Genomic DNA, 24,935 nt, shown 5'->3' with positions numbered 1-24,935 from the left:
CCGGTACGGGGAACCTCCAAGTGATGTGCCCTGACGCTATAACGAGAGTATCCCGCAAGTTAATCAGGTAAGTAAGCAACTTAGCACTCAACGAACAAGATTTGATTGCAAGCACCCGCAAATCCCTCCAACATCTCGTCAATTTGTGGACGAAGCTTAGAGGGGAGTGCGAGCTTACACTGTAGAGATAGGGATTGAGCAAGAAAATCATATAGCCTTTCTCAGTAACATGAGGTGCTCATAGGGCTCCGTGGCCTCCGTGGCCTCCGTGGCCTCCGTGGCCTCCGTGGGCATAGGCATAGGACAAAGCCCCCATACCTCACAACGCTTGAGAACCCCTATAGCTGATCCATAAGCAAAGAATACGGGGGTTAAAACCCCGCCTTGGTTTTCCTCTCAGCACTCTGTGTGACTGAGTTTCCCACCTATTGAGTGTTTTTTATGACTAGCACATCCCCGCTTCGCTCCTCCACATCCATAGTTTCTGTGAGCCAATTTCCTCCGGCTCTCACCAAGATGATTCTGTCGGGTTACGTCAACGGCGAGCAAGTGAAGCAAGCTCAAATTGAAAGCCAGAAGTCGGGTAAGCGGTTGACTGAGGTATTAGAAGCACTTACCGGGCAGCCGTTGCCTCCAGAATTGCTGCGACTTTACAAGAAGCAGCAGATGTTTGAACGGAAGATAGTCTACGGCGTTGAAGCATTTGACCCGGAGATGAGCGAAATGTCTAACGAGCAACTCGGAGTTATGCTCGAGGCGTTGAAGATTTCGATCGACATTTGTCACCAAGGTCGGTTTTTACCCGTAGCGAAGACTGAAACTGAGCCGGCGGCGGTTTTAGTGGCAATGGTAGATCCCGACAACCTCAACGCCATAGAAGATTTGCGGCGGATTTTACAGCCTCACGGCTTGGCTTTGCAGCGACGGGTGATTACGCCAGACGACTATCAGGACATAACTTCGGCCTATCAAGACGAGCAAGTTAAGGTAGCAGCCAAAATAGCAGCAGCCGAAAAGCAGAGAAAGATGGATTTAGGGGAGGGAGATTTTGGCGAACTCTCCCTAGAAGAGGAGACTGCCGACCAAGAAGACCTCGCTAACACTTTGGACGATGCTGAGGCGGCTCCGGTAATTAAGGCCGTCAATATCATTTTGGCTAAAGCTTTGTCGGAAAAGGTGTCTGACATCCACGTAGAACCTCAAGAAGAGTTCATGCGGATTCGGATGCGGAAAGACGGGGTACTGCAAGAGTATTTCCGGTTTCCCAAGCAGGTAGTCGCATCGATTACCGCTCGTTTCAAGATTATTGCCAACCTGGATATTGCCGAACGCCGACAAGCTCAAGACGGCCGCATCCGCCGGGTGTTTGAGGGACGCACGGTGGATTTCCGGGTGAACTGCTTGCCTTCCCGGTACGGCGAAAAAATCGTGCTGCGGATTTTGGACAGTTCCAGCACTCAGTTGGGTTTGGGTTTGTTAATCTCCGACGAAGAAACTCTGGCTTTAGTGCGAGAAAGTGCTAGCCGTCCGTTCGGACTGATTTTGGTGACGGGGCCGACGGGTTCGGGCAAATCAACTACTCTCTACTCGATTCTGTCGGAACGGAACGATCCGGGGGTTAATATCAGTACGGCGGAAGACCCGATCGAATATGCTTTGCCAGGAATTACCCAATGTCAAGTAATTCGGGAAAAAGACTTGACTTTTTCCAACATTCTGCGGGCCTTTTTGCGGCAAGACCCTGACGTGATGCTGGTGGGGGAAACGCGGGACAAGGAAACGGCAAAAACGGCTCTGGAAGCTGCTTTGACCGGACACTTGGTGCTGACGACGCTGCACACGAACGACGCGGCCGGGTCGATCGCGCGTTTGGCAGAAATGGGCGTAGAACCGTTCATGGTTTCGGCCGCTCTGTTGGGCGTGTTGGCTCAGCGTCTGATGCGGCGCGTTTGCGACAAATGCTGCATTCCTTACCAGCCTACTGCCGCAGAACTCGGCAAGTACGGTCTGTCGCCTTCTCAAGAAATTGATCTAACTGTTTACAAAGCCAACACCATACCGGTGGAGGAAAGGAAGGAACTGGCAGAACGCGAGCAACTTTGTCGGAAGTGCGGCGGCATAGGCTACAAAGGACGGGTAGGGGTTTACGAGTTCCTGAAAAATACTGAGCGGCTTCAAACTCTGATCACTCAAGGAGCTCCCACAGAGCAAATTAAGGAAGCAGCAGTGGAAGAAGGGATGAAAACGCTACTGGCTTACAGCTTGCAGTTGGTGCGGGAAGGCGCGACTACTTTTGAAGAAGTCGAGCGTGTGACGTTTACAGACTCTGGCCTGGAGGCTGAAATGAAAGCAAAAAGCAAGCAGGGACTTACCTGCAAAACTTGTCAGGCGCAATTGAAGCCGGAGATGCTGGATTGTCCGTACTGCTTGACGCCACGCTTTTTGGATTGATTCAACAGTTAACTGTTGACTGTTAACTGAGCTAGATTGGTCAATAACTATCAATTCGATCGAGGAGAGGTATCTATGGGTCTGATGATTGAAGACGTACTGGAGTCCCTGGTAGAGCAAGGGGGTTCGGACATACATATCCAAGCGGGCGCGCCTATATTCTTCCGAGTCAGCGGGAAACTAACTCCTCAGACGCAATACGGCGACATTCTGTCTGCTGAGGAAGTGCAGATCCTAATTTTCCAAATGCTCAACAATATGCAGCGCAAGCAGTTGGAAATGGAGTGGGAACTCGACTGCGCTTACGGCGTTCGGGGATTGGCTCGGTTCCGCGTCAATGTCTACCGGGAGCGGGGTGCTTGGGCTGCTTGTATGCGGGCTCTGGCTTCTAAGATTCCTAACGCCGATGCTTTAGGCGTGCCGCAGATTTTGCGGGATCTGACGGAAAGACCCAGGGGTATGCTGTTGGTGACGGGACAAACGGGTTCCGGGAAAACTACTACGATGGCGGCGTTGTTGGATCTCGTCAACCGGACGCGGGCGGAACACATTCTAACAGTTGAAGATCCGATCGAATATGTGTTTCCTAATATCAAGAGTTTGTTTCACCAGCGCCAAAAGGGCGAAGATACAAAGAGCTTTGCTAATGCGCTGAAAGCTGCTTTGCGCGAAGATCCGGATGTAATTCTCGTGGGGGAAATGCGGGACTTGGAAACGATCGGTCTGGCAATTTCGGCGGCAGAAACGGGTCACATGGTGATGGGAACGCTGCACACTAATTCGGCTGCTGCAACGATCGATCGGATTTTGGACGTGTTCCCGCCCATTCAACAACCCCAAGTTCGCGCCCAGGTGTCTAACTCTTTGGTGGGAATTTGCAGCCAAAATTTGGTCATAAAAGTTGGGGGCGGCCGCTGCTGCGCTATGGAAATCATGGTAAATACTCCAGCTATGGCTAACTTGATCCGGGAGGGCAAAACTCCGATGATTTACTCTCAAATCCAAATGGGGGCAAAATTGGGGATGAGGACGATGGAAATGGCCCTCGCTGAACTTTACAAGAGCGGTAAAGTCACTTGGGAATCGGCAATGGCCAAGGCTTCTAAGGCTGACGAACTCGAACGCTTGATCGGCCCGGCACCTGTTGGTGATGGCAAAAAGGTAGGGGCTCATTAATTCAGTCGGCAGTCATTAGTCATTAGTTATTAGTCATTGGTCATTAGTCAGTTGGCCGTTAGCCGTTGTTATTAATTATGGGTAACAACTAACAACTAACAACTGACAACTGACACCTGACAACTGACAACTAAGTTTTAATAAATTTTCAGAGGTGAGCTGTGGCTACCAACGTTATCCGCGAAAAACCGAAAGGTGGCTTTGATTTCAGTAAGATTCAGGAGCAAATTGAATATAACCTTACCAGCCTTACTGTTAAGGATATGGCTATTTTTGCTCGTCAGTTTGCGGCTATGTTTAATGCAGGGGTGGCGATCGTTCGATGCCTTTCTGTGCTGCACGAGCAGTGTTCTAATGCTAAGCTGAAGCGAGCGCTCAGGAGCATGAATGCTGACGTGCAGGAGGGGATAAACTTGGCAGAGGCGATGGCTAAGTTTCCTGATGTTTTTGACCAACTGTTTATTAGTATGGTGGCGGCGGGAGAAGTCGGGGGGGTGCTGGATGAAACCCTAGATCGTCTGGCGGTGATGATGGAAAAAAATCACAAGACGGAGGCTGAAATTAATTCGGCGATGTCTTATCCGAAGACGGTGTTTTCTATCGCGATCGTGATTTTTTTCGCAATGACTATATTCTTGCTGCCAACTTTCGCCAAAATTTTTAAGGATATTGGTGCAGATTTGCCAGCATTTACGTTGTTTATGTTGGCAATTAGTGCATTTTGTACGGCTTGGCCTCCAATTCAACAGGTGACAGTTATTGGGGTGATTATAGCGCTCAAAATTGCCTTCGATATGTACTACAAAACTCCCATAGGTCGCCTACAAATTGATAGAATTGCGATGAAGTTGCCGATTTTTGGAGATTTGATCGAAAAATCTGCGGTGGCTCGCTTTTGCGTGATATTTGGGTCGCTGACGCGATCGGGCGTGCCGATTCTCAATTCTTTGGAAATTGTGCGAGATGTGGCGGGGAATCAGGCGATATCTAATGCGATCGAATATGCGAGACAGGAAATTCAAAGCGGTGGCATGATCAGTATTGCTTTGCAAGAACAAGCTGTTTTTCCGTCTTTGGCCATTCAAATGATGGCAATTGGGGAGGAGACAGGGGAACTTGACAAGATGCTGATGAAAGTTGGCGCTTTCTACGAAACGGAAGTGGAAGAAGCAGTAAAAGGACTTACCAGTATGCTAGAACCTCTGATGATTGTTGTCGTCGGTGGTATCGTAGGTTCGATTTTGCTGTCGATGTATCTGCCGATGTTCGCAGTGTTCCAGAAGCTGTAAAAAAGAGCTAATTAGTTATTAGTGATTAGTTAGTAGCAATTAACGCCTGACCAATGACTATTTCAATCGTCCCCAGGCTCTGCCTGGGCAGACTTTTGGAGGAGGCACATCCTCGATTAAAAGGAGAAAACAATTTGGAGGCTCTGCCTCCAAATCTTCCTTACCAGGGTCTTCCAATTGGTGAAAAATTACGAAAATGTCACAAAAGTCAAGTAGGATAGGCACACAGATTTAACTGCTGCCTACTCCTGGCTTTACGCTCCAGGGTAAACGCATCTTAATTTGAACCCAAAATATGCTACAGTTAAATCCGAATAAATTTCTATGTAGTTATTGTAGTTGATGGATGCTATCAATGGCAAAAGGTTTTACTCAAACTTTAAATCACAAACCAAAACAAACAGATTCATGGCCTTCGGTGAATATATTAAAGGCCAGTTTTTTAGAAAATTTTGCCAATTTGAAGACTCCCAGAAGATAAAGAATAACAAAAATACTCAGATATATTACAGGGTAATCGCATCTTAATTAAGGTATAATGGTGAGGGAAATTTTTAAACATTTGACAGCATCTTTCAAGCGCAGCTCGTAAACTAAGGAATGAAAATTGAGTGCGATGCTGATAGCGAGCTAAGCACTCATCAGCGGTTCCACCTAGTTGATTTATCTCCATCAGGTGTTCTTGCCTAGGGCGTGTATTCCAACTATAACCACAACAGAATGCAGGCGATCGCGATCGTGGCTGTATAATTGGCAGGCAGCTTCTCATATCGAATAGCGCTCCGACTCCATTGCTTGAGTCGCTTGATAGCACGTTCCACAATGTTCCGTTGGCGCTAGATTTGACGACAGCCTTTTTCCATCTGCCTGAGTGAGGGATACCTGCCGGGAGTCCATTCCCAGTTTAACTGCTTGTTGGTCGCCGATCCCGTCTCCACCGCAGCCATACATCTGGCCTGTGCATTTTCTGTCATTTGTCAAGTACAATTTATACCAAATCAGATGCGATTACCCTGCACTAATAACCAATAAATATGGTTCACTTTAACGTTGGTTTTCAACACTTTAACTCCTTCGCTGATATTACGCTATCCCTGGCGAAAACTTTACACCAAATGGGAATTCCTATTTCGGTCGAACCATCAACAATAGCCTCTCATCTCAGTCGCCATTCCACAGCAGAAGAAAACCACCTGCTAGAAAAGTGGATGAACACCGCACCCTCAGATTTATTTCATATCAAATGGTCTCATTATTGGAAACCTTATTTTTTAAAAGAACTCAACGGACATCTCAACTTAGAACTTTTTGCGATCAATTACGAATTCGCCAAAAACCATGAGGATTATGATTACTGGATTTACGATGCTGTTAACACTGCATCTCACAAACTAGCCGTCAGCGAATATTCTAAAAACGTTTTAATACAAGCTGGATGTCCTGCGGCTAACGTATCCGTCATGCCTCTAGGTTTCAATCCTTTAATCTCGCAACTCTATTTGCCCCGATCCCCAAAAAAACCAAAAGATGTAAAACATATTCTGCACATGACCAATTCTTTTGATTTCTATAGATTTGGCACGGATCTGGTCATTCAAGCTTTTTGGGAAGAGTTTAAAGATGATTCTAACGTAGAGTTAATAATCAAAGATGGAGGTAAAAATCCAGATGTTATAGTGGAACATCTCGCCAATATCGAAAAGCAGCTCGGCAAGTTAAAGGCAAAAATTCTGATAATCCCTAAATTTTATAATAAAGCAGAACTAGCTGATTTATACTTGTCAGCAGATGCTTTTTTAGCTCCGTTTCGCGGGGAGGGTTTTGCGATTAAAATTTTGGATGCCTTTGCAGCAGGTTTGCCCGTTGCTATGACTATGTACGGCGGCCCGACTGAGTACGCCAATGCGGATAACTGCTATCCCATTGCTTACGATCTAATTCCGGTCGGAAAGTGTTACGATACTCAGTATCTAAAAATCAGAAATTCTCCTCATTGGGCCGAGCCAAATATTCAGTCTGTTCGCGAACAGTTACGAAAAATTGTTGAAGACCCGATGCGTTTTCGGGTAGGTCAAAAAGCTAGAGAGACGGCGGATTTATTTAATTGGGAAGCTGCCGCTCAAAAATTGTTAAGATTAATGCGAAAGTTGTTTTAGGATCGGAAATTATGGGACTCGAACGCAAAATGTTTAGGGGAATGTTTTCACCGGGGGAAGTGGTACGATTGAAACAGCCTTGTTTTACTTCCGGGCGATTGTTTGAGCCAGGAAAATATAACGCTGATGAGTTGCCCGATATCGCTTTTGATATGGGTTTGGTAGACCATTTGCCACCAGTCAAAGGCAACTGTTCAGAAAATCTCAATGTTCAGAACCCGCCAGATCAAAACCTTGAGGACTAAACTCCCGTTTGCAGTAAGGACTTCAGTCCTAAAAATCCCCGTTTGTAGTAAGGACTTTAGTGCTGAAAATTAAAATAAATAATCAAAGACTCAAGTCCTGACTGCAAAAAAGATAAAGCCAATTTAACCATTTTGCTCTATCTGGGCAATTAACTCTTTCAAAACTTGACTAGCTTTATCGTTCTCAATCTGACAAGTTCCGGCATTCTGGTGCCCACCGCCGCCATATCTTAACATTAACTCCCCAATATTAGTTTTTGAAGTTTTGTTAAAGATTGACTTGCCAACTGCGAAAACAGTATTTTGTTGTTTCAGTCCCCAAAGTACGTGAATCGATATATTGCAATCGGGGAACAAAGCGTATATTACAAAACGATTCCCTGCATATATCACCTCTTCGTTACGCAAATCCAAAACAACTAAATTATTATAAACTTTGGCGCATCGCTGTATTTGCTCTTTAAATTTTTCTTCTTGCTCGAAGTAGAGGTCTACTCTTTCTTTTACATCAGGAAGCTGCAAGATTTCCTCGATGGTATGATATTTGCAGTAATCGATTAACTGCATCATTAACTGATAATTGGAAACGGTAAATTCTTTAAACCTTCCCAACCCCGTTCGGGCGTCCATTATGAAGTTTAACAGCACCCATTCTTGCGGCTGCAGAACCTCTTCTTTCGCAAATTGAGCGGAATCTGATTTGTCAACGGCCAGCATCATCGCCTCAGAAATATCAGGAAACTTTGCTTGACCTCCATAATATTTGTACAGTACCCTAGCCGCCGAAGCTGCATAGGGATCGATGATGTGGTTAATTTTGATTTTCTCGTGTCTAAGAGTTTCGCTGAAATGGTGATCGAAAGCTAGATGAACTCCCTCCACATAGGGTAAATTGGTGCTAATATCGTTATTTGTTATTTCGATTTTCCCATCCTGCATATCTTTAGGATGCACGAATTTAATCTCGTCGATCATATCGAGTTCTTTGAGCAAAACGGCACAGACAAGACCGTCAAAATCGCTGCGGGTGACTAATCTGTATTTTTTAGTGAGTGGCATATGCTTCTGTGATAGGCAGGGACTGATTATAAGACAATATAACTTATTACCCGATCGCTTTCCAATATGAACGCAGACCCTTACGCTTGGATAGAGAAGTCTCTCGACACTATTCGCCGTGCCGATTGGTATCGATCGCCACAATCGATCGAAAGTTCCCCTGGGCCTGTGGTAAAGTTAGCAGGCCACAGGCTGATTAACTTTGCCAGCAACGATTATCTGGGACTTGCCGGCGATGACAGGTTAATCCAAGCTGCTATGGCTGCAACTAAGGAATTTGGGACGGGTGCGACGGGTTCGAGGTTGGTCAGCGGACACCGCGATTTGCACCGACAGCTAGAACAAGCTATTGCTAATTTAAAACAAACTGAAGATGCTTTAGTATTCAGTTCGGGATATTTGGCGAATCTAGGGGCGATCGCATCCGTTGTCGGCAAGCGCGATTTGATATTATCTGACAAGTACAACCATTCGAGCCTGAAAAACGGAGCCACACTCAGCGGTGCAACAGCCCTAGAGTACAGTCACTGCAATCTTGAGGATTTAACGGCCAAGCTAGAGCAAAATCGCGCGAGATACCGCAAGTGTTTAATTATTACCGATAGCGTCTTTAGCATGGATGGGGACTTGTGTCCGCTGCCGCAGTTGTTGGCTGTGGCCGAAACCTTTAACTGCATGGTATTAGTAGATGAAGCTCACGCTACAGGAGTTTTCGGTGCTAGCGGTGCCGGTTGTGCAGAACATTTCGGGTGTACGGGAACACCGCTGATTCAAGTGGGGACACTCAGCAAAGCTTTGGGAAGTTTAGGTGGTTACGTTGCGGGCTCTGCTGCTTTAATTGATTTTCTGCGTAATCGAGCTGCGAGTTGGATTTATACTACGGCATTGACGCCTGCTGACGCGGCGGCTGCTTTGGAAGCTGTGAGGATTGTACAGCAAGAACCAGAACGCCGAGTTCGGTTGCGACAAAATATCGAAACTTTCAAATATTGCGCGATTACCAATCACCAATTACCAATTAGCAATTGCCTCTCCCCAATTTTCAGTCTTCCGTTAAAAGATGCAGCCTCCGCTTTAACAGTCGGCAGCAAACTCAAGGAGATGGGTATTTTTGCTCCCGCCATTCGGCCTCCGACTGTAAGTGTGAGTCGAATTCGGATTTCGCTGATGGCAACTCACGAGCTCGCACACCTTCAGCAGTTGGTAGAGGCGCTGCTGCAAGTTTTGAGTTTTGAGTAAATGTAGGGTGCGTACCGCGCACCGCTTGACTAAATGTAAATGTTGGGCATCGGGCATCGGGCATCGGGCATCGGCCTAATGACTACTGACTTCTGATTGTCAAGATATCGCTATTGACTTATGGCCAATCTTATACAGGAGTTTGGTCGATCGGTCAACAACTGTAAATTTTTTGTAAATTTAGATACTTTTTGGAATTTAGCGCTATATTAGAGAAGTAGCAGGTACACCAAATTTTATATAAGGAACGTCCACCATGAACACAAATCGTCAAAACGTAAAAAAAGTAGCAGAAACCCACCGCGCTAACATTCACAAGCAACTGATGCACCGCATAGAGGTAGCGAGATCCAGTGGCAATCAAGATTTGGTTCGGGTGCTTGAAGAGGAAATGAGACAGCTTTAAAAAAGTTGCAACTATAATTTGCCCGTAGTTTGGTTTAGAGGGTTGTGCGAGAAATGCAGAATTCCGGCAACCGCTACCTGTGAAGTTTTGACTCCTCTCTTAGTTGGTAGGAAAAATCCCGGTTTCTTCAAGAAACCGGGGTTTTTTATTGAGAAGGAAGAAGAAAGAAGGAAGAGGGAACAATCCTGGACGCCCAAACTTTATCTGTAGAGTGCGCCTCGCCCCCCAGAGACTCTACAAATAGCGCAGTCAACCATTTTTTGCCTTAGTTATTAAGTCAGAAGGAAGAGGGAAGAAAAGACAACAGGAGTTATACTGCATTCCTTGTATTTTTATCTGTAGTAAACTGTGCCGAGGCGCGCCCTACTAATAACTACAGGACTTACCCCACTCGCACATGGTGAGGGCGCACCCTCACCCATCACTTGAACCAGTCCGGATCGATCGCAAGTTGACAGTCGCGACTAAAGACCAAACTCAATAATCGCACGAATGACGTACACTCATGTGTGTGCTATTCGTTAGAAAATTGAGCAATTTCTTAGGGAACTCAAGCAATTAACCGGGAGAGAATCTTGCCAGTCCCTTCAAGCTATAATTCAAACAAATCATATTGCTTGCCATGAACTTGTGTGGGGTAGGCGCTCAAAAGTTGAGCGGATAAAACAGGTCAAATAATATATCAAATTAAACACGGGATTCTATCAAATCATTGAAGTGATCAACTAAAAATTCCCGATTTTCTGATGTTTATTGAAGTGAGCAACTAAAAATTCCCGATGTGCTGATGTTTATTGTCTAATTTTAGGGTGCTGGTACACAGATATGTGGCAGTTGCGTAAGTCCTGGTAATATTGAAGACGGATTGAGATAGATTTTCATGGTTGACTGGGAAAGGTAGCTTTCCCAAAATTTAAGACTAGCAAAAATGCTTAACGGAAAAAGTTAAAAGCTATAAAGCTGAACATCAGGGTGGCGACAGTAAAATCCCCAAAATAATAGATAAAACTGATGGCGACAGACATCCGACACCAGCCGGAAAACGGCTACCACTCAGAACCAACTCAACCTTACCCAAGAGACAATCTCAATAGGCGATCGCTCATGCGCCTACCCCGAAGCCTGAGTGCCGTCGAAACATCGGGCTTTGGCCTCACAGGTCACGCCAATTGGTTTACGATCGCCACAGCGATCCAAGCAGCGATTGGGCCTAGCGCCATCTTCGTCTGGTTGCCCGGTATCCTCATGGGCATGATGCTCAATCTACAGGTAAAACGCATCGGTGAGTATTTCCCAGACATGGCTGGGGGAACGCCCAACTATACCGCCCGAATGCTGAAAAATTATCCGGGTCTGGGAAGTTATGCGGCGATCGGCTACTTTTTAAGCTGGGTATCAACACTGCCAATTTCTGCGATCGTACTGACACAGCTCATCAAAGTCAACCTCAATAGTTTAGGTTTTAGGTGTCCTGAAACTTTACTAAATATTACCTTCACGCTCCTACCCTTCATTTTGACCTTCAGTGGCACTCGCGCCTTAAGTATTCTGCTCGCCTTTTTCGTGTTACCGACAGTCGGCGTACTATCCGTTTTTTCGATTCACGGTCTATTGTGGTTAGCTTTTTCGTCAAACAGTCCCGGCTTTTTCCCCACCATTTGGCCGGAATTCACCTTTATTGACTGGGCTAAATGGTTTTACTTTGCTACCTACATTTTCTACTGCTGTGACTCCGCTGCCAGTTTCGTAGCGGATAGCCGCAACCCTACTAAAACGCTGCAGTTTCTCAAAATTTCCGCACTGGCGATGCTGCCTGTTATTTTGGGAGGTGCTTGGGTACTGATGCGCTTGGCTACCGCTCCCGATCTGAAAGATGACGTATTCTTGAATGTATTAGCTGCCTGTCAGGCATTATGGGGGCCCTGGGTTCCCACCCTCGTCACCTTTCTGGTCGTCGCAAGCTGTCTTCTGAGTTGCGCGACAATTGTTTCCAACTGCCCCCGGATGCTGTACCAACTTGCGGTAGATGGGCATATTTCGCCAACATTCGCAGTTGTATCCCGACGGGGTGTATTTGGATTTGGCCTTGTCTTTGTTCTGGTTCTGAGTTTAATCTGTCTAGCTTGGGGAAATGTACCTCGGCTTGTGGCGATTACTAATGTTGGCTTAGTTGTCTGCCTAATGATGTTCCATCTCTCACTGTGGCTGCGGCGGGATCAGCCAGAAGTTCGGTGGCCTGGGTGGTCGCTGGGCTTTTTCGTAGTAGATGCGGTGGTTCTAGTCGTGGGAGGCTTAGCTTGGGGCTGGCAAGACTTTATCATTGGGTTGTTTTTTCCCCTTGCCGTTTTAGCAGTGGATGCAGGGATAAGTCGCATTGCTTTTGCCCCCTTCCATCCCTCGTGGTGGATTCGGCTTTACCGCAACAGAAGCAAGAGCAAAATGCCAGATTTTGTGGCGTTTCAGGTTGTAATTTTGATCTTGCTGATTGTGAGCGCCGTCGCTGTCGGCTGGATTTTTGGCTTCAAATTATATGCTAACTCTACTGTTGGCTTGAATTTATTCGTAGTGCTATTGGTGACAGTTGCTTTTATTGGGGTGGCAGTTGCCTGTTGGACGAGCTTACCCCAGGTCGTCTCAATGGAAGAGGCACGAGAGGGAGCAGAACAGCTCTTTACCATTGCCCTAGATGGTATTGTAGTGCTGGATGAAAATGGTGTCATTCGTCAGACAAATCCCGCTGCTGAAAGCGTCTTCGGCATAGATTCTACTGGGCTAATTGGGTCTTACCTGAACAAATTATTGCCACGATTAGGGGATCAGCCAGAGCAGTGGCTCAGTCGCAGTGAACAGACTTTCAACTTCTCCGATGGTAGTTCGCGCATTCTAGAAGTTGCCATCTCCGATCGATTCTCTCAAGACGCTTCCCTTTCCAATCAGGATCTGCAACAATATGTGGCGATCGTCCGCGATATCACCGATCGCAAGCAAGCCCAGGAAGCCCTGCAAAAAGCTAATGAGGAACTAGAAATCAAAGTCGAGGAGCGTACATCTGAACTCACCCATACTGTGGAGCAATTGCAGAATGAAATTGAAGAGCGCCAGCGGATCGAAGAAAATCTCAGAGCCATGCAAAATCAGATTATCGTGCAAGAAAAACTCGCTTCTCTGGGCAGTTTAACAGCAGGGATTGCCCACGAAATCAGGAACCCCTTAAACTTTGTAAACAATTTTTCAGAAGTTTCTGCTGAATTAACCGAAGAACTTTTACAAGAAATTGAAAATCAAACTGAACGGTTAGAACCAGAAACAAGTGAGTATATTGCTGAGCTATTAACCGATCTAAAAGCCAATCTCCAAAAAATCAATCAACACGGTCAAAGAGCCGACAGAATCGTCGGCAATATGCTTTTGCATTCTCGCGGACAAAGTGGTCATTGGGAAGCCACAGATATAAATACTTTATTAGAAGAATATGTCAATCTAGCCTATCACGGGATGCGAGCCAAGGAGGCTTCTTTTAACATTATCATAAAAAGCGGCTACGATAATGATATTGGCAAAGTAGAAGTCGTGCCACAAGACATTTCCAGGGTTTTTCTTAACATTATTAACAATGCTTGCTATGCAGCCCATAAAAAGAAACAAGAAATGGGAGAAGAATTTTCACCCCAGCTTGATGTCAGAACTCGAAATCTGGGTTCGGCGGTTGAAATTCGCATTCGCGATAACGGGCCGGGTATGACGCCCGATGTACTCGATAAAATTTTCAATCCCTTTTTTACTACAAAGCCTGCTGGGGAAGGGACTGGTCTAGGTCTATCTATGAGTCACGATATTATCGTCCAGCAGCATCGCGGAGAACTAAAAGTAGAAACAGAAGTAGGAAATTACACAGAATTTATAATTACATTGCAAAAAAAAATAGTCGAAGTTAAGGACTAAAAAAAATGAAAGTAATGGTTGTAGACGACGAAGAAGATATTCAGTCATTGTTCAAACAAAAATTTAGAAAAGAAATCAAAGCAGGGCAACTTCACTTTTATTTTGCCCTGTCGGCAGAGGCAGCTTTAAACTACTTAGAAAGCCAGGAAAAAGCGTCTATTGTCTTGATTTTATCCGATATTAATATGCCTGGTATGAATGGGCTAGAACTGCTGAAGCTTATCAAAGAAAAATTTCCCGATCTAAAAGTTTTTATGATTACCGCTTATGGAGATGAGATAAATTACCAAACCGCTATGGAATATGGAGCTGATGACTATATTACTAAGCCCGTTAACTTTGACGAATTAAAAGAAAAAATCTTCACAATATGGAGGAGCCACAATTAGCTTAGGAATAAAAATCAAACAACTTGCCTACACAAAATTTATAGGATATAAATATGCCAATTAAAATACTATTTGTGGATGACGAGCTTGATTTAGAATGTCTGATTTGCCAAAAATTTAAAAAAAATATCCGCACGGCAGGATGGCAGTTGTTTTTTGCCCATAATGGCGTAGAAGCCCTGGAAAAATTGAAAGAACACCCGGATCTAGATATGGTAGTGACGGATCTTAATATGCCTGAAATGGATGGTCTGACTTTACTCTCTAAACTTAATCAAATAGACCTACCCCTGAAAACAATAGTTATATCAGCCTATGGCGACATGAAAAATATAAGAAATGCAATGAACTTAGGTGCCTTTGACTTTCTGACTAAACCGATAGATTTTCTGGATTTAGAAATTACCATCCACAAAACGCTGCGCGACGTGCAACAGTTAAAAGAAAACCAGCGCTTGCGACAATCAGAAGCTAGCGCTAGAGAACAAGCTCAGGATTTACAACAAAGTCTGCAAGAGCTAAAAAATACCCAAGCTCAACTGATTCAGACTGCAAAAATGTCTTCTTTGGGTCAACTGGTTGCGGGGATTGCTCATGAAATTAACAACCCCGCTAATTTTATCTCTGGCAATATTAGCCACGTCAGTGATTATATCCAAAACCTACTGCACCTGCTGCATCTCTATCAGCAGCAGTACACCCCTCCCAGTTCTGAGATTCAAACTGAAATCGAAGCCATAGATTTAGAATTTATGATAGCAGATTTATCCCAAATTCTGGCTTCGATGAAATGTGGTGTTGACCGTATTCACAAGATTGTTTTGTCTTTACGCAACTTTTCGAGGCTTGATGAAGCTAACATAAAGTCTGTTGATATTCACGAAGGGATCGAAAACAGCCTGCTGATTTTGAATAATAGACTTCAAACAACGACAGCGCGTCCAGAGATTCAAGTGATCGAGGAGTACAGCAATCTGCCTTTAGTGGAATGCTATGCTGGAGAACTCAACCAGGTGTTTATTAACATTGTTTCTAATGCGATCGATGCTTTGAATGAGTACAATAAACAACGGTCACTAGATGACATCTTAGCTCACCAACTCGCCCTTACTATTCGCACTATTCTGCTAGAGGAAAAATCCCGTGTCGTCATTCAAATTCGGGACAATGGGGTGGGAATGACCCCAGATGTGAAAGACCGTATTTATGAACCTTTTTTTACTACTAAGCCTGTAGGTCAGGGTACTGGTTTGGGTCTCTATATCAGCTACCAAATTATAGTGGAGAAGCATGGGGGCGCATTGAAGTGTGTTTCAGAGATGGGGGAGGGAGCGGAGTTCTCGATGGAAATTCCAATCAGACAAACTAAGGCTGAACTTGATTTGAGCTAATCGATCGGCCTCTACCAAACGAGAGAGCCTATTACAGCCGTCCGGTTTGCCCTGGTAAAAATCAGCCTTTTCATTACTCCTAAAATAATTTATAATAGAACTTAAAGTATATAAATATTATTCGGATAAGTTAATTAATCAAATGAGAAAAAATGTCGTATACAACCGAAAGGGCTCGCAATATGCCAGCTAAAATATTATTTGTGGATGACGAACCCGATTTAGAATCTTTAATTTGCCAGAAATTTAGAAAAAAGATACGCGCAGGAGAATACCAAGTTTTTTTTGCACATAATGGCGTAGAAGCGCTTTCAAAGTTGCAAGAGGAGCCGGATATAGATATTGTACTGACAGATATTAATATGCCAGTCATGGATGGCATGGCTTTGCTAGCGAAACTTAACGAGCTAGTTACTATGGTCAAAACAGTAGTTATATCTGCTTATGGCGACTTGGGAAATATTAGAAAGGCAATGAATGGTGGGGCATTTGATTTTTTGACTAAGCCTATAGATTTTCAGGATTTAGAAATTACTATTAACAAAACTTTGCAGCACGTGCAAGAACTAAAAGAAAACGAACGCTTGCGCCAAGAAAGAGAGGACAAATTGCGGCACTCAGAAGTGCGAGAGCGAGAAAAAGCTATCCAACTAGAACTCGCAATGCAAAATTTACAGCGCACCCAAGCTCAGCTTATTCAGACTGAAAAAATGTCTAGCTTAGGACAGTTAGTTGCTGGTGTTGCCCACGAAATTAATAATCCCGTTAATTTTATCTATGGCAATTTAACTTATGTCAATGAGTATACTCAGCATTTATTGGGTTTAATTAACCTTTACGAGCAGCACGATGCCCATAATCACCCTGAAATCGCAGCTTTAATTAAAAACATAGAGCTAGAATTTATCAGAGAAGATCTGCCTAAAATGCTATCTTCGATGAAAGTAGGGGCTGAACGTATCCGTCAGATTGTGCTGACGTTGCGGAACTTCTCGCGCCTTGACGAAGCTGAGATGAAACCCGTTAATATTCACGATGGCATCGACAGCAGTATAGTCATATTGCAGAGTCGCCTCAAGCCTAAGCCTGATTGTCCACCTATTCAAATTATTCAAGAATACGGAGATTTGCCAAAAGTAGAATGTTATGTCGGTCAGTTGAATCAGGTATTTATGAATTTGCTGAGCAATGCAATTGATGCCTTGAATCAGTATGATAAAAAACGCAGCCCAGAGCAAATTAAAAACGACCCAAGTACGATTACGATTCGTACTTCTATGCTGAATCCGGATTGGGTAAGAATCAGTGTTAAAGACAATGGGCTGGGGATAACAAGCGAGGTAAGGTCGAATCTATTTACTCCTTTTTTCACAACTAAACCTGTTGGTCAAGGCACGGGTTTGGGATTATCTATTAGCTATCAGATTGTGGTGGAGAAGCACGGCGGAGATTTGAAGTGTTTATCACAGCCAGAGCGGGGTGCAGAATTTGTGATTGAGATTCCCATTAGGCAGAGCGAGCGGGTAGAGATGAAGGCGAGTTAAGGGGAATAAAATTGGCTAAAAGAACGCGAAATCAGTAAAAGTCTAGCTTATTCGTTGTGCTAATTGATGTGCGGAAATTGACACCTTTGGTAACGGTAGCCTCCGGCATCGCACTCAGCGCGAGTGAAAGTCAATAGTAAATTTTGAGTCGGTTGTCAACTTGTTAGTACCCCGGAATGGTTAAGGTGAGGGCGCGATCGCACCCTCACCTTAACCAGTTTCGTAAGTCTTGAACTAATAACTAATGACTAATGACTAATGACTAATGACTAATGATTACCTTCCTCCGACGACGACATTTTTAATCCGCAGATGAGGGCCGCCGACACTTACGGGCAAGCCACTCTGGCCGCCTTTACCACAACCGCCGTAGGCATAAACCGAGTCGTTTCCTATAGACTCAATATCCTTTAAAGTCTGAAATACATTGCCGCTTAAAGTGACATCGCTCACTGGTTCAGCCAATTTGCCGTCGCGAATCATAAAACCTTGAGCCGCTGCAAAGGTAAACATTTCGCCGTTGGTTTGTCCTCCCAACATCCGCACTGCATAAACTCCTTCGTCAATGTCGGCAACCATTTCGTCAAAAGAATGTTCGCCAGACTCGATCGCAGTATTAGTCATCCGCACCAAAGGCATAAAAGTAGCACTCAGAGCCCGGGCATTTCCCGTCGGACTTTCGCCCATTTTGCCCGCAGTCTCGCGATTGTGCATCCGAGCCGCTAAAACTCCATTTTTAATTAAATGCTTGCACTGAGCCGGCACGCCTTCGTCGTCATATTTCAAAGTTCCCGGCAATCCCGGCACAGTTGCGTCGTCAATTACATTCAATTGTTCGATCGCCACAGGCTTGCCCAAAGTCAACAATTCCTGCATTTTCGGGTTTTCGTAAATGCCGTCTGCTTCCGACAAATGCCCGAAAGCTTCGTGAATAAAAACCCCCGACAAATAAGGGTCTAAAATCACCGGATACTGACCGCCTTTCACCGATTTTGCCTCTAATTGGCCTACAGCTCGAACGGCAGCACTCTTAACACGATCTTCAATATTTGTCAAGACATCGTAATCCGATCGCGAGTGAATCGACTCAAACCCTTGGCGGACGACACCGCCCTCGCCGCGGGCGATCGCTCCGAAACGCCCGGTCACGTCCAAGCGCTCTTGAGCGATGCAAGTACCTTGAGAATTCACAAAATAAGTAATCCCAAATCTATCGCTGTAACCTGCCATTGTTGTCTGAATTCGCGGGTCGTAATCTAACAGCAACTGATTGTAAGATTCGAGCAATTTCCGCTTTTCGGCTAGAGTAATAGAGCGCGGGTCGCGGCCCAATTCCACCGCTACATAATCTTGAATCGGGGTGACATCTGCTAGTAGAGTTTTTTCGCTGCCAACCAAACGAGACTGGACTACAGCTTCTTCAATGCGGTCTTTTAACTCATCTAAACCGTTAAAAGTTACAAAACTCCAGCCACCTTTGTGACAGGCGCGGATGCCGCCGGCGAGACTAAAACTGCGGTTTACAGCATCTAACTGAGGGCCGCGAAAACTAATCGCAGTTGACTCGCTTTGTTCGAGGCGAACTTCTAGATAATCTACGCGATCGCGGTAAGGTGCGATCGCTTCCATCAACTGTTCTTGCATCAAATTGCCCCTATGATAGATTCGGCGTAGCGCTGAAAAAAATTATTGCTAACCTTATTTTAGCTAATAACTCCCGTCTTTCGGGTGCGCGTTCCCCCACCGCTCTGGTGCGGCAGCGCGCACCCTACCCGATAAATGGCGAGTCAGTCGATTTGAGATTTAAAACTTTGTCCACACAACTGATGATTAGAAGCTTGCCGATCGCCGACGTTCGGCGGGTTTCCTAAAACACAAAAAACTCGCGCCCGCTTGCGAAAAGCCCGGTATGGCGAAAATCTTGCATTTGGTTAGAGAAATCAAACTAAACTAAATCTATCTAAATATCTAAAAAATATACCTTAACCGCCGGCAGATGGAATACTTTAAGGTGAAAAAATTCCAAATTTCACCGTATTTAGCAGCAATTTCGGCATCAATAGCAATTTTGGTCGGAGTTGGCATTTTAGATCGCTCAGAACAGCGGCGGTTTTTTCACTACAACCGCGCTAGCACCCTCGATCGCCTCAGCACAGTCCGTTCTAAGCTGGAAGGCTCTTTGAATTCCCGCCTGTTTTTGATGCGGGGTTTGGGGGCTTACCTTTCCAACAACCCAAACATCACCGAAGCCGAGTTTACAGCGACGGCGAGAATTCTGGTGGCACAGCAACCGGGCATTCGCGCCATAACTTTAGTTAAAGGCACGAGGGTCGCTTACATTTATCCACGGGAGGGAAATGAAGCGGTGATCGGAGAGGACTTGACGACGCTACCCGAACACCGGCAAATGGTCAAAGAGGTCATCCGAACCAGAAAAACTTTGCTTGCCGGGCCCGTGAAATTATTGGAGGGGGACGAGACGTTCATCAGCCGATCGCCGATTTTTCTCACACCCTCCGGTGCCGACCCTGAAACAGGAGTTTACTGGGGCTTGACAGGCCTGATCATCGACAAAAATACCCTCATTGAGGAAGCAGGACTCAACGACTCCTCAGCGAAGCTGCAATACGCTCTGCGGGGCAAAGACGGTTCGGGAGCATCCGGCCCTGTGTTTTTCGGTGACGGGTCAATTTTTCAGCACAATCCCGTGCTGCTGGAAGTGACTTTGCCCAACGGTTCCTGGCAGTTGGCCGCAATTCCGGCGGGGGGATGGCGTGCGAATGCGCCGCTTCGGGGGTGGCTGCTCTTTGGAGGCGGCTTGCTGGCTGTTTTCACCGGGGTGGCGGTTTTTAGCTGGGTGTACGGCCGTGCGAAACTGCGATCGAGCGAAGTTAAGTACCGGCTATTAGTTGAGAATGCTAACAGCATGATTGTGCAGTTAGACAGTGAAGGCAACATTACTTTTTTTAACGAGTTTGCTGAAACTTTTTTCGGGTATTCAGAAGCAGAAATCATCGGCAAAAGTGCGATCGGCACAATTATACCGAAAACAGATTTATTTGAAAGTGACCTCGCGACAAAGATTCGAGACTGTTTGGCACAGCCGCAAAAATACTTCCAAAACGAAAATGAAAACATCCGCCGCAATGGAGAAAGGGTGTGGATAGCGTGGACAAATAAACCTTTACTAGATGCGAAGGGAAATGTGGCAGGGCTGCTTTGTATCGGGACGGATATTAGCGATCGCAAACAAGCTGAAATCGCCCTGCAAGGTTCTGAAGCGGAACTTCGAGCTTTGTTCGCTGCCATGAACGACTTAATTTTCGAGCTCGATATTGAGGGACGGTTCCTGAAAGTTGCCCCGACCAATCCCCAATTATTGTACAAGCCGACGGCGGAATTTTCCGGGCAAAAAATCAGCGAATTATTCGAGCCAGAAATGGCCGATATTTTTCACGATAAAATTCGCACCGCCCTTGCTACAAATCAAACCTGTACTTTTGAATATAACCTGGAACTTGCCAGCGTACAAAAGTGGTTTGCCGCTACCATTTCGCCCATGAAAGAAAACACGGTTCTGTGGGTTGCCCGCGACATTACAGAGCGCAAGCGAGCTGAAAATTGGTTAACCGGTCAAAAACAAATTTTAGAAATGATTGCTAAGGGTACTTCTCTGGGCGATACTTTAAATACTTTAGTTGAAATTATCGAGCAACAATCTAGAGATGTCATCGGTTCGATATTGCTTCTAGCTCCAGATGGCGAACATTTACTACATGGAGCTGCGCCTAGTTTGCCCGACAGTTACAATGCTGCTATTCATGGCATAGCTATCGGCCCGGATGTCGGTTCCTGTGGAACTGCTGCCTTTAGCCGCCAACAGGTGATCGTTACAGATATTGCCAGCGATCCTTTGTGGGAAAATTATCGAGATTTAGCCTTGAGTTTTGGACTGAGAGCTTGCTTGTCTACTCCTATTTTCTCATCTCAGGGTCAAGTTTTGGGAACTTTTGGAATATATTATTCCCAAGCGCGCCCGCCCCATTTTTTTGAGATGCAATTGATAGAGGCGATCAGAAGTTTAGCAGGAATTGCGATCGAACGCAACCAGGCAGAAGAAAGTCTCAAACAGCTTAATCAAGAACTAGAAAATAGAGTCAAACAGAGAACTGCTCAATTGATGCAAACTGAAGAACGCTGGCAGTTAGCACTCAAAGGCAACAATGACGGCATTTGGGACTGGAACTTGCAAACAGGGGAACTTTTTGTGTCCGATCGCTTTAAGGAAATCACTGGTTACGAAGATAGTGACATTAGCGATTATAATAACACATGGAATACGAGTTTACATCCCGATGATTTAGAGATGTCTCAGGAACTTCTTCAAGAACACTTGGAGAGAAAAACGCCGCATTACATCACCGAATACCGCTTGTGGTGCTACAACAGCGCTTACAAATGGATATTGAGTCGGGGACAAGCTTTGTGGGACGAATCTGGAAAAGCAGTCCGCATGGTTGGTTCAATTACTGACATTACCGAGCGCAAACAAGCAGAGGAAGCACTGCGAGAAACCGAGGCCAGATTCCAAAAGCTGTCTGCTAATGTGCCGGGAATCATTTATCAATTTTTGTTGTGTCCCGATGGCTATTTCAGTTTTCCTTACATAAGTGGTGCTTGCCGAGAACTTTTAGAGGTAGAACCAGAAGATGTTCTGAAAAATGCGGCTTTGGTAACAGATTTAATTCATCCCGAAGACCGCCAAAATCATGACGAATCTGTTGCTATTTCTGCCCAGAGTTTGCAACCTGGGCAGTGGGAAGGACGGATGGTGCTGCCTTCCGGCAACATTCGTTGGTTTCAGATAAATTCGCGTCCTGAAGCTAAGGACAACGGCGATATTCTTTGGGACGGCATCGCCGTTGATGTTACAGATCGCAAACAAGCTGAATTAGCTTTGCAAGAAAGCCAGCAGTTTATTCAAAAAGTAGCCGATGCTACTCCCGGTATTTTGTATCTCTACGACTTGGAAGAACAGCGAAATATCTACGCTAATAGTTCAGTGCTAGGGCTTTTGGGCTATACCCGCGATGACATTACAGCGATGGATTCGTCAGTCATGCCTCAGTTAATACACCCCGAAGATTTGCCGAAAATTGTCAAACATCACGCGAGCTTTTTAGGAGTTGAAGATGGCGAAATTTGGGAAATTGACTACCGAATGCGGGCCGCAAATGGTCAATTTTTGTGGCTGCAAAGTCGGGATACTATTTTTAGCAGGAATCCTGACGGTCAGGCTAAGGTAATAATTGGATTTTGCCAGGATATTACGACTCGCAAGCAAGCAGAGGAAGCACTGCGACAAAGCGAGGCGCGAGAAAGAGAAAAAGCTCGAGCTTTAGAGTCAGCGCTGCGGTCATTGCGCTCTACTCAAACTCAGCTCATCCAAACTGAAAAAATGTCTTCTTTGGGGCAATTAGTTGCTGGAATTGCTCACGAGATTAATAATCCAGTTAACTTCATTTACGCTAATATTGATTATCTCAACCAGTATACAAAACAGTTGCTCGATCTGGTGAGTCTTTACGCAGATGAGTATCCCGAACCTAATTCAATAATTGTGGAGCGCATTCAAGAGATTGATTTAGATTTCATGGCTGAGGATTTAATAAAACTTGTGGGTTCAATGCAGGTAGGAACCGAGCGCATCCGGCAAATTGTGTTGTCCCTCAGAAATTTCTCGCGACTGGACGAATCCGCCATGAAGCCGGTCGATATTCACGAGGGAATTGAAAGCACTTTGTTAATTTTGCAGCACCGCTTGAAGAGTAGGGACTGTCGCCCGGAAATTGAAGTAATTAAGGAGTTTGGAAAACTGCCACTGGTGGAGTGCTATGCTAGCCAACTGAATCAGGTGTTTATGAATATTATTGCTAATGCAATTGATGCTATTGAAGAACGATATCAAAAGTTATCCGTTCGGGAAGCAGATACAAAGAGTGGCCACATTACTATTTCCACTGGTGTAACCCCCCAGAAGACTGTGAGGGTAGAAATTTCGGACAATGGTACGGGCATTCCCGATGAGATAGTCGATCGAATTTTTAACCCGTTTTTTACTACAAAAGCTGTGGGCAAAGGTACGGGTTTGGGAATGTCTATCGCGCACTCGATTGTGGTGGAAAAGCACAAGGGTAAGATTGACTGTATTTCGTCCATAGGATGCGGAACAACTTTTAAGATTGAGATTCCGATCGACAAACTGTATAAATAGTAGGGTGCGTCAGTCGATTTGAGATTTGAGATTTGAGATTTGAGATTTTAGATATTAGATAGACTCCGCAGTGGTAGGGTGGGTCAGTCGATTTGAGATTTGAGATTTGAGATTTGAGATTGACTCCGCATTGGTAGGGTGGGTTAGCAATTCCTGATTTTCAGGGGCGCAGCGATAAGCTACTCACCCTACAAGTTAAAGACTAAAATAGACGGAAGCTGCGAATGAAGCGGTGCTGCATCAAACCTTTAATTGTAGAAAAATTGACATGATGGGATTAATCCTGGAAGCGCTGCAAGCAATGGGACACAATGTGCGCTGGATGTCTTGGAATTTGTTTTTGAGTTTAGTACCGCTGGGCCTGAGTTTTTGGCTGTTCCGCAAACCTCGATCGCGCTGGCTGCTGTGGGGTACGGGCATTCTCCTGGGCGCTACTTTTTTGCCCAGCATGCGCCATGTTTTGTCCTATCTGAAGCATATTGTGCAAGATGTGGGCAAAACTTACCTTTTGGGGGCGATCGCGATTACACTGGCACTGATGGCTGTAGACATCTGGGTACTGCGGCAGCGCGGAGTTCGCTCTCTCCGCTGGTGGGGCTGTTTTTTCTGGTTTATCGGATTTTTACCCAATGCACCCTACGTTTTAACTGATATCATTCACCTGATCGAGCAGATTAAAGAGGGGAACTCGGTGTGGACTGTGACTCTGGCTTTGATTCCCCAATATCTCGCGTTTATGCTGGCGGGATTTGGAGCTTACGTGCTGTCGGTGATGAATTTGGGTTACTATTTGAAGCAACAGGGTTGGGGTAGATTTATCCTGGTAACGGAGATAACTATACACGCACTTTCGGCGATCGGAATTTATTTAGGGCGATTTATCCGCTTCAACACTTGGGACATTCTTACTAACCCCGATGCGCTGGTTAACAGCGTAATGAACGATTTGATAGGCAAGCGTCCGGTTTTAGTAATGGTTGTAACTTTTGTAGTAATTGCTGTTTTGTATTGGGTAATGAAACAAGTAATTTTAGGGATTAGCCAGCGATTTTACAGGAGCGAATTGCAGTCGGACTTGGCCGGCGATAGCGCAACTTCTTCCAGCTAGAGCGATTTGAGATTTGAGATTAAAGAATTGATTCAACCGATGAATCTAAGACCTTGAACTAAGCTCCCAAATTTGTTCTCTCCACCAGTTAACTCGGCCAACCAGTTTCCGTCGGTGGGTGAGGCAAATTTTTTCGCGAAACTCCGAAATAAATTACTGCTGCTGTTTGTCACAAGAATTGATATGTTAGGGGAGCATCTCAGTTTTGCATTTACAGTGCGAGCGTCCCCGCTCGCGTATTGTACAATACGCGAGCGGGGACGCTC

The 24,935-nt window shown here is 45.3% G+C and carries 16 protein-coding genes; 13 read left to right on the top strand and 3 right to left on the bottom strand.

The annotated features are described in order from the left end of the window. Positions 1–441: 441 nt before the first annotated feature. The 3 genes from QUB12_RS29120 to QUB12_RS29110 all read left to right on the top strand — a co-directional run bounded on the left by QUB12_RS29120 (position 442) and on the right by QUB12_RS29110 (position 4,916). On the top strand, positions 442–2,451 hold the full coding sequence (locus QUB12_RS29120) for a GspE/PulE family protein (protein WP_333145353.1): 2,010 nt from the start codon (positions 442–444) through the stop codon (positions 2,449–2,451). Positions 2,452–2,526: 75 nt separating this feature from the next. Continuing rightward, a complete protein-coding gene (locus QUB12_RS29115) occupies positions 2,527–3,627 on the top strand; it encodes a type IV pilus twitching motility protein PilT (RefSeq protein ID WP_333145355.1) in 1,101 nt (366 codons plus the stop codon). Between the two features lie 161 nt (positions 3,628–3,788). Next, positions 3,789–4,916, top strand: a complete 1,128-nt coding sequence (locus tag QUB12_RS29110) for a type II secretion system F family protein (RefSeq protein WP_333145356.1) — start codon at positions 3,789–3,791, stop codon at positions 4,914–4,916. 704 nt (positions 4,917–5,620) lie between these two features. On the opposite strand, the gene QUB12_RS37635 is transcribed toward QUB12_RS29110, so the two are convergent. Further along, positions 5,621–5,740, bottom strand: a complete 120-nt coding sequence (locus QUB12_RS37635; protein ID WP_333300915.1) for a hypothetical protein — start codon at positions 5,738–5,740, stop codon at positions 5,621–5,623. A gap of 210 nt (positions 5,741–5,950) precedes the next feature. Here QUB12_RS37635 and QUB12_RS29105 point away from each other — a divergent pair, with 210 nt between their 5' ends. Together QUB12_RS29105 and QUB12_RS29100 are read left to right on the top strand one after the other, a co-directional pair. Then, positions 5,951–7,072 carry a glycosyltransferase family 4 protein gene (locus QUB12_RS29105; RefSeq protein ID WP_333145358.1) on the top strand — a complete coding sequence of 374 codons (1,122 nt, stop codon included), beginning with the start codon at positions 5,951–5,953 and terminating at the stop codon, positions 7,070–7,072. Positions 7,073–7,083: 11 nt separating this feature from the next. Further along, positions 7,084–7,317 (top strand): hypothetical protein, encoded by a 234-nt coding sequence (locus tag QUB12_RS29100; RefSeq protein ID WP_333145359.1) that lies wholly within the window; start codon positions 7,084–7,086, stop codon positions 7,315–7,317. A gap of 123 nt (positions 7,318–7,440) precedes the next feature. On the opposite strand, the gene QUB12_RS29095 is transcribed toward QUB12_RS29100, so the two are convergent. Beyond that, positions 7,441–8,376, bottom strand: a complete 936-nt coding sequence (locus QUB12_RS29095) for an exopolyphosphatase (protein WP_333145360.1) — start codon at positions 8,374–8,376, stop codon at positions 7,441–7,443. A gap of 66 nt (positions 8,377–8,442) precedes the next feature. Between QUB12_RS29095 and bioF the strand changes: the two genes are divergently transcribed. From bioF to QUB12_RS29065, 6 genes are all read left to right on the top strand, one after another. Then, positions 8,443–9,615, top strand: coding sequence for an 8-amino-7-oxononanoate synthase (bioF, locus tag QUB12_RS29090; protein ID WP_333145361.1), 1,173 nt, complete (start codon positions 8,443–8,445; stop codon positions 9,613–9,615). 256 nt (positions 9,616–9,871) lie between these two features. Next, a complete protein-coding gene (pirA, locus tag QUB12_RS29085) occupies positions 9,872–10,021 on the top strand; it encodes an arginine synthesis PII-interacting regulator PirA (RefSeq protein ID WP_172185012.1) in 150 nt (49 codons plus the stop codon). Between the two features lie 1,011 nt (positions 10,022–11,032). Continuing rightward, positions 11,033–13,963, top strand: coding sequence for an ATP-binding protein (locus QUB12_RS29080; RefSeq protein WP_333309543.1), 2,931 nt, complete (start codon positions 11,033–11,035; stop codon positions 13,961–13,963). A gap of 5 nt (positions 13,964–13,968) precedes the next feature. After that, a complete protein-coding gene (locus QUB12_RS29075) occupies positions 13,969–14,352 on the top strand; it encodes a response regulator (protein ID WP_333145364.1) in 384 nt (127 codons plus the stop codon). A 53-nt stretch (positions 14,353–14,405) separates the two neighbouring features. Continuing rightward, complete coding sequence (locus QUB12_RS29070) at positions 14,406–15,743, top strand: ATP-binding protein (protein ID WP_333145365.1); 1,338 nt, start codon at positions 14,406–14,408, stop codon at positions 15,741–15,743. Positions 15,744–15,895: 152 nt separating this feature from the next. Then, positions 15,896–17,287, top strand: coding sequence for an ATP-binding protein (locus QUB12_RS29065; protein WP_333145366.1), 1,392 nt, complete (start codon positions 15,896–15,898; stop codon positions 17,285–17,287). A 276-nt stretch (positions 17,288–17,563) separates the two neighbouring features. On the opposite strand, the gene QUB12_RS29060 is transcribed toward QUB12_RS29065, so the two are convergent. Then, a complete protein-coding gene (locus QUB12_RS29060) occupies positions 17,564–18,931 on the bottom strand; it encodes a TldD/PmbA family protein (protein ID WP_333106075.1) in 1,368 nt (455 codons plus the stop codon). A 367-nt stretch (positions 18,932–19,298) separates the two neighbouring features. On the opposite strand from QUB12_RS29060, the gene QUB12_RS29055 reads away from it, so the two are divergent. After that, on the top strand, positions 19,299–23,561 hold the full coding sequence (locus QUB12_RS29055; protein WP_333145367.1) for a PAS domain S-box protein: 4,263 nt from the start codon (positions 19,299–19,301) through the stop codon (positions 23,559–23,561). Positions 23,562–23,829: 268 nt separating this feature from the next. After that, positions 23,830–24,669: a DUF1361 domain-containing protein gene (locus tag QUB12_RS29050; RefSeq protein WP_333145368.1), complete on the top strand. Its 840-nt coding sequence runs from the start codon at positions 23,830–23,832 to the stop codon at positions 24,667–24,669. Positions 24,670–24,935: the final 266 nt, after the last annotated feature.

The organism is Microcoleus sp. B7-D4 (assembly GCF_036705125.1).
Lineage (GTDB): Bacteria > Cyanobacteriota > Cyanobacteriia > Cyanobacteriales > Microcoleaceae > Microcoleus.
The sequence above is the reverse complement of the archived record's forward strand: the minus strand, read 5'-3'. Positions and strand labels throughout refer to the sequence as shown.

Bases quoted from the DNA above. Each gene is read 5' to 3' on its own strand.
- pirA (WP_172185012.1), top strand. From the start codon at position 9,872: ATGAACACAAATCGTCAAAACGTAAAAAAAGTAGCAGAAACCCACCGC.
- QUB12_RS29060 (WP_333106075.1), bottom strand. From the start codon at position 18,931: ATGCAAGAACAGTTGATGGAAGCGATCGCACCTTACCGCGATCGCGTA.
- QUB12_RS29115 (WP_333145355.1), top strand. From the start codon at position 2,527: ATGGGTCTGATGATTGAAGACGTACTGGAGTCCCTGGTAGAGCAAGGG.
- QUB12_RS29105 (WP_333145358.1), top strand. From the start codon at position 5,951: ATGGTTCACTTTAACGTTGGTTTTCAACACTTTAACTCCTTCGCTGAT.
- QUB12_RS29100 (WP_333145359.1), top strand. From the start codon at position 7,084: ATGGGACTCGAACGCAAAATGTTTAGGGGAATGTTTTCACCGGGGGAA.
- QUB12_RS29095 (WP_333145360.1), bottom strand. From the start codon at position 8,376: ATGCCACTCACTAAAAAATACAGATTAGTCACCCGCAGCGATTTTGAC.
- bioF (WP_333145361.1), top strand. From the start codon at position 8,443: ATGAACGCAGACCCTTACGCTTGGATAGAGAAGTCTCTCGACACTATT.
- QUB12_RS29120 (WP_333145353.1), top strand. From the start codon at position 442: ATGACTAGCACATCCCCGCTTCGCTCCTCCACATCCATAGTTTCTGTG.
- QUB12_RS29075 (WP_333145364.1), top strand. From the start codon at position 13,969: ATGAAAGTAATGGTTGTAGACGACGAAGAAGATATTCAGTCATTGTTC.
- QUB12_RS29065 (WP_333145366.1), top strand. From the start codon at position 15,896: ATGTCGTATACAACCGAAAGGGCTCGCAATATGCCAGCTAAAATATTA.
- QUB12_RS29070 (WP_333145365.1), top strand. From the start codon at position 14,406: ATGCCAATTAAAATACTATTTGTGGATGACGAGCTTGATTTAGAATGT.
- QUB12_RS29080 (WP_333309543.1), top strand. From the start codon at position 11,033: ATGGCGACAGACATCCGACACCAGCCGGAAAACGGCTACCACTCAGAA.
- QUB12_RS29050 (WP_333145368.1), top strand. From the start codon at position 23,830: ATGATGGGATTAATCCTGGAAGCGCTGCAAGCAATGGGACACAATGTG.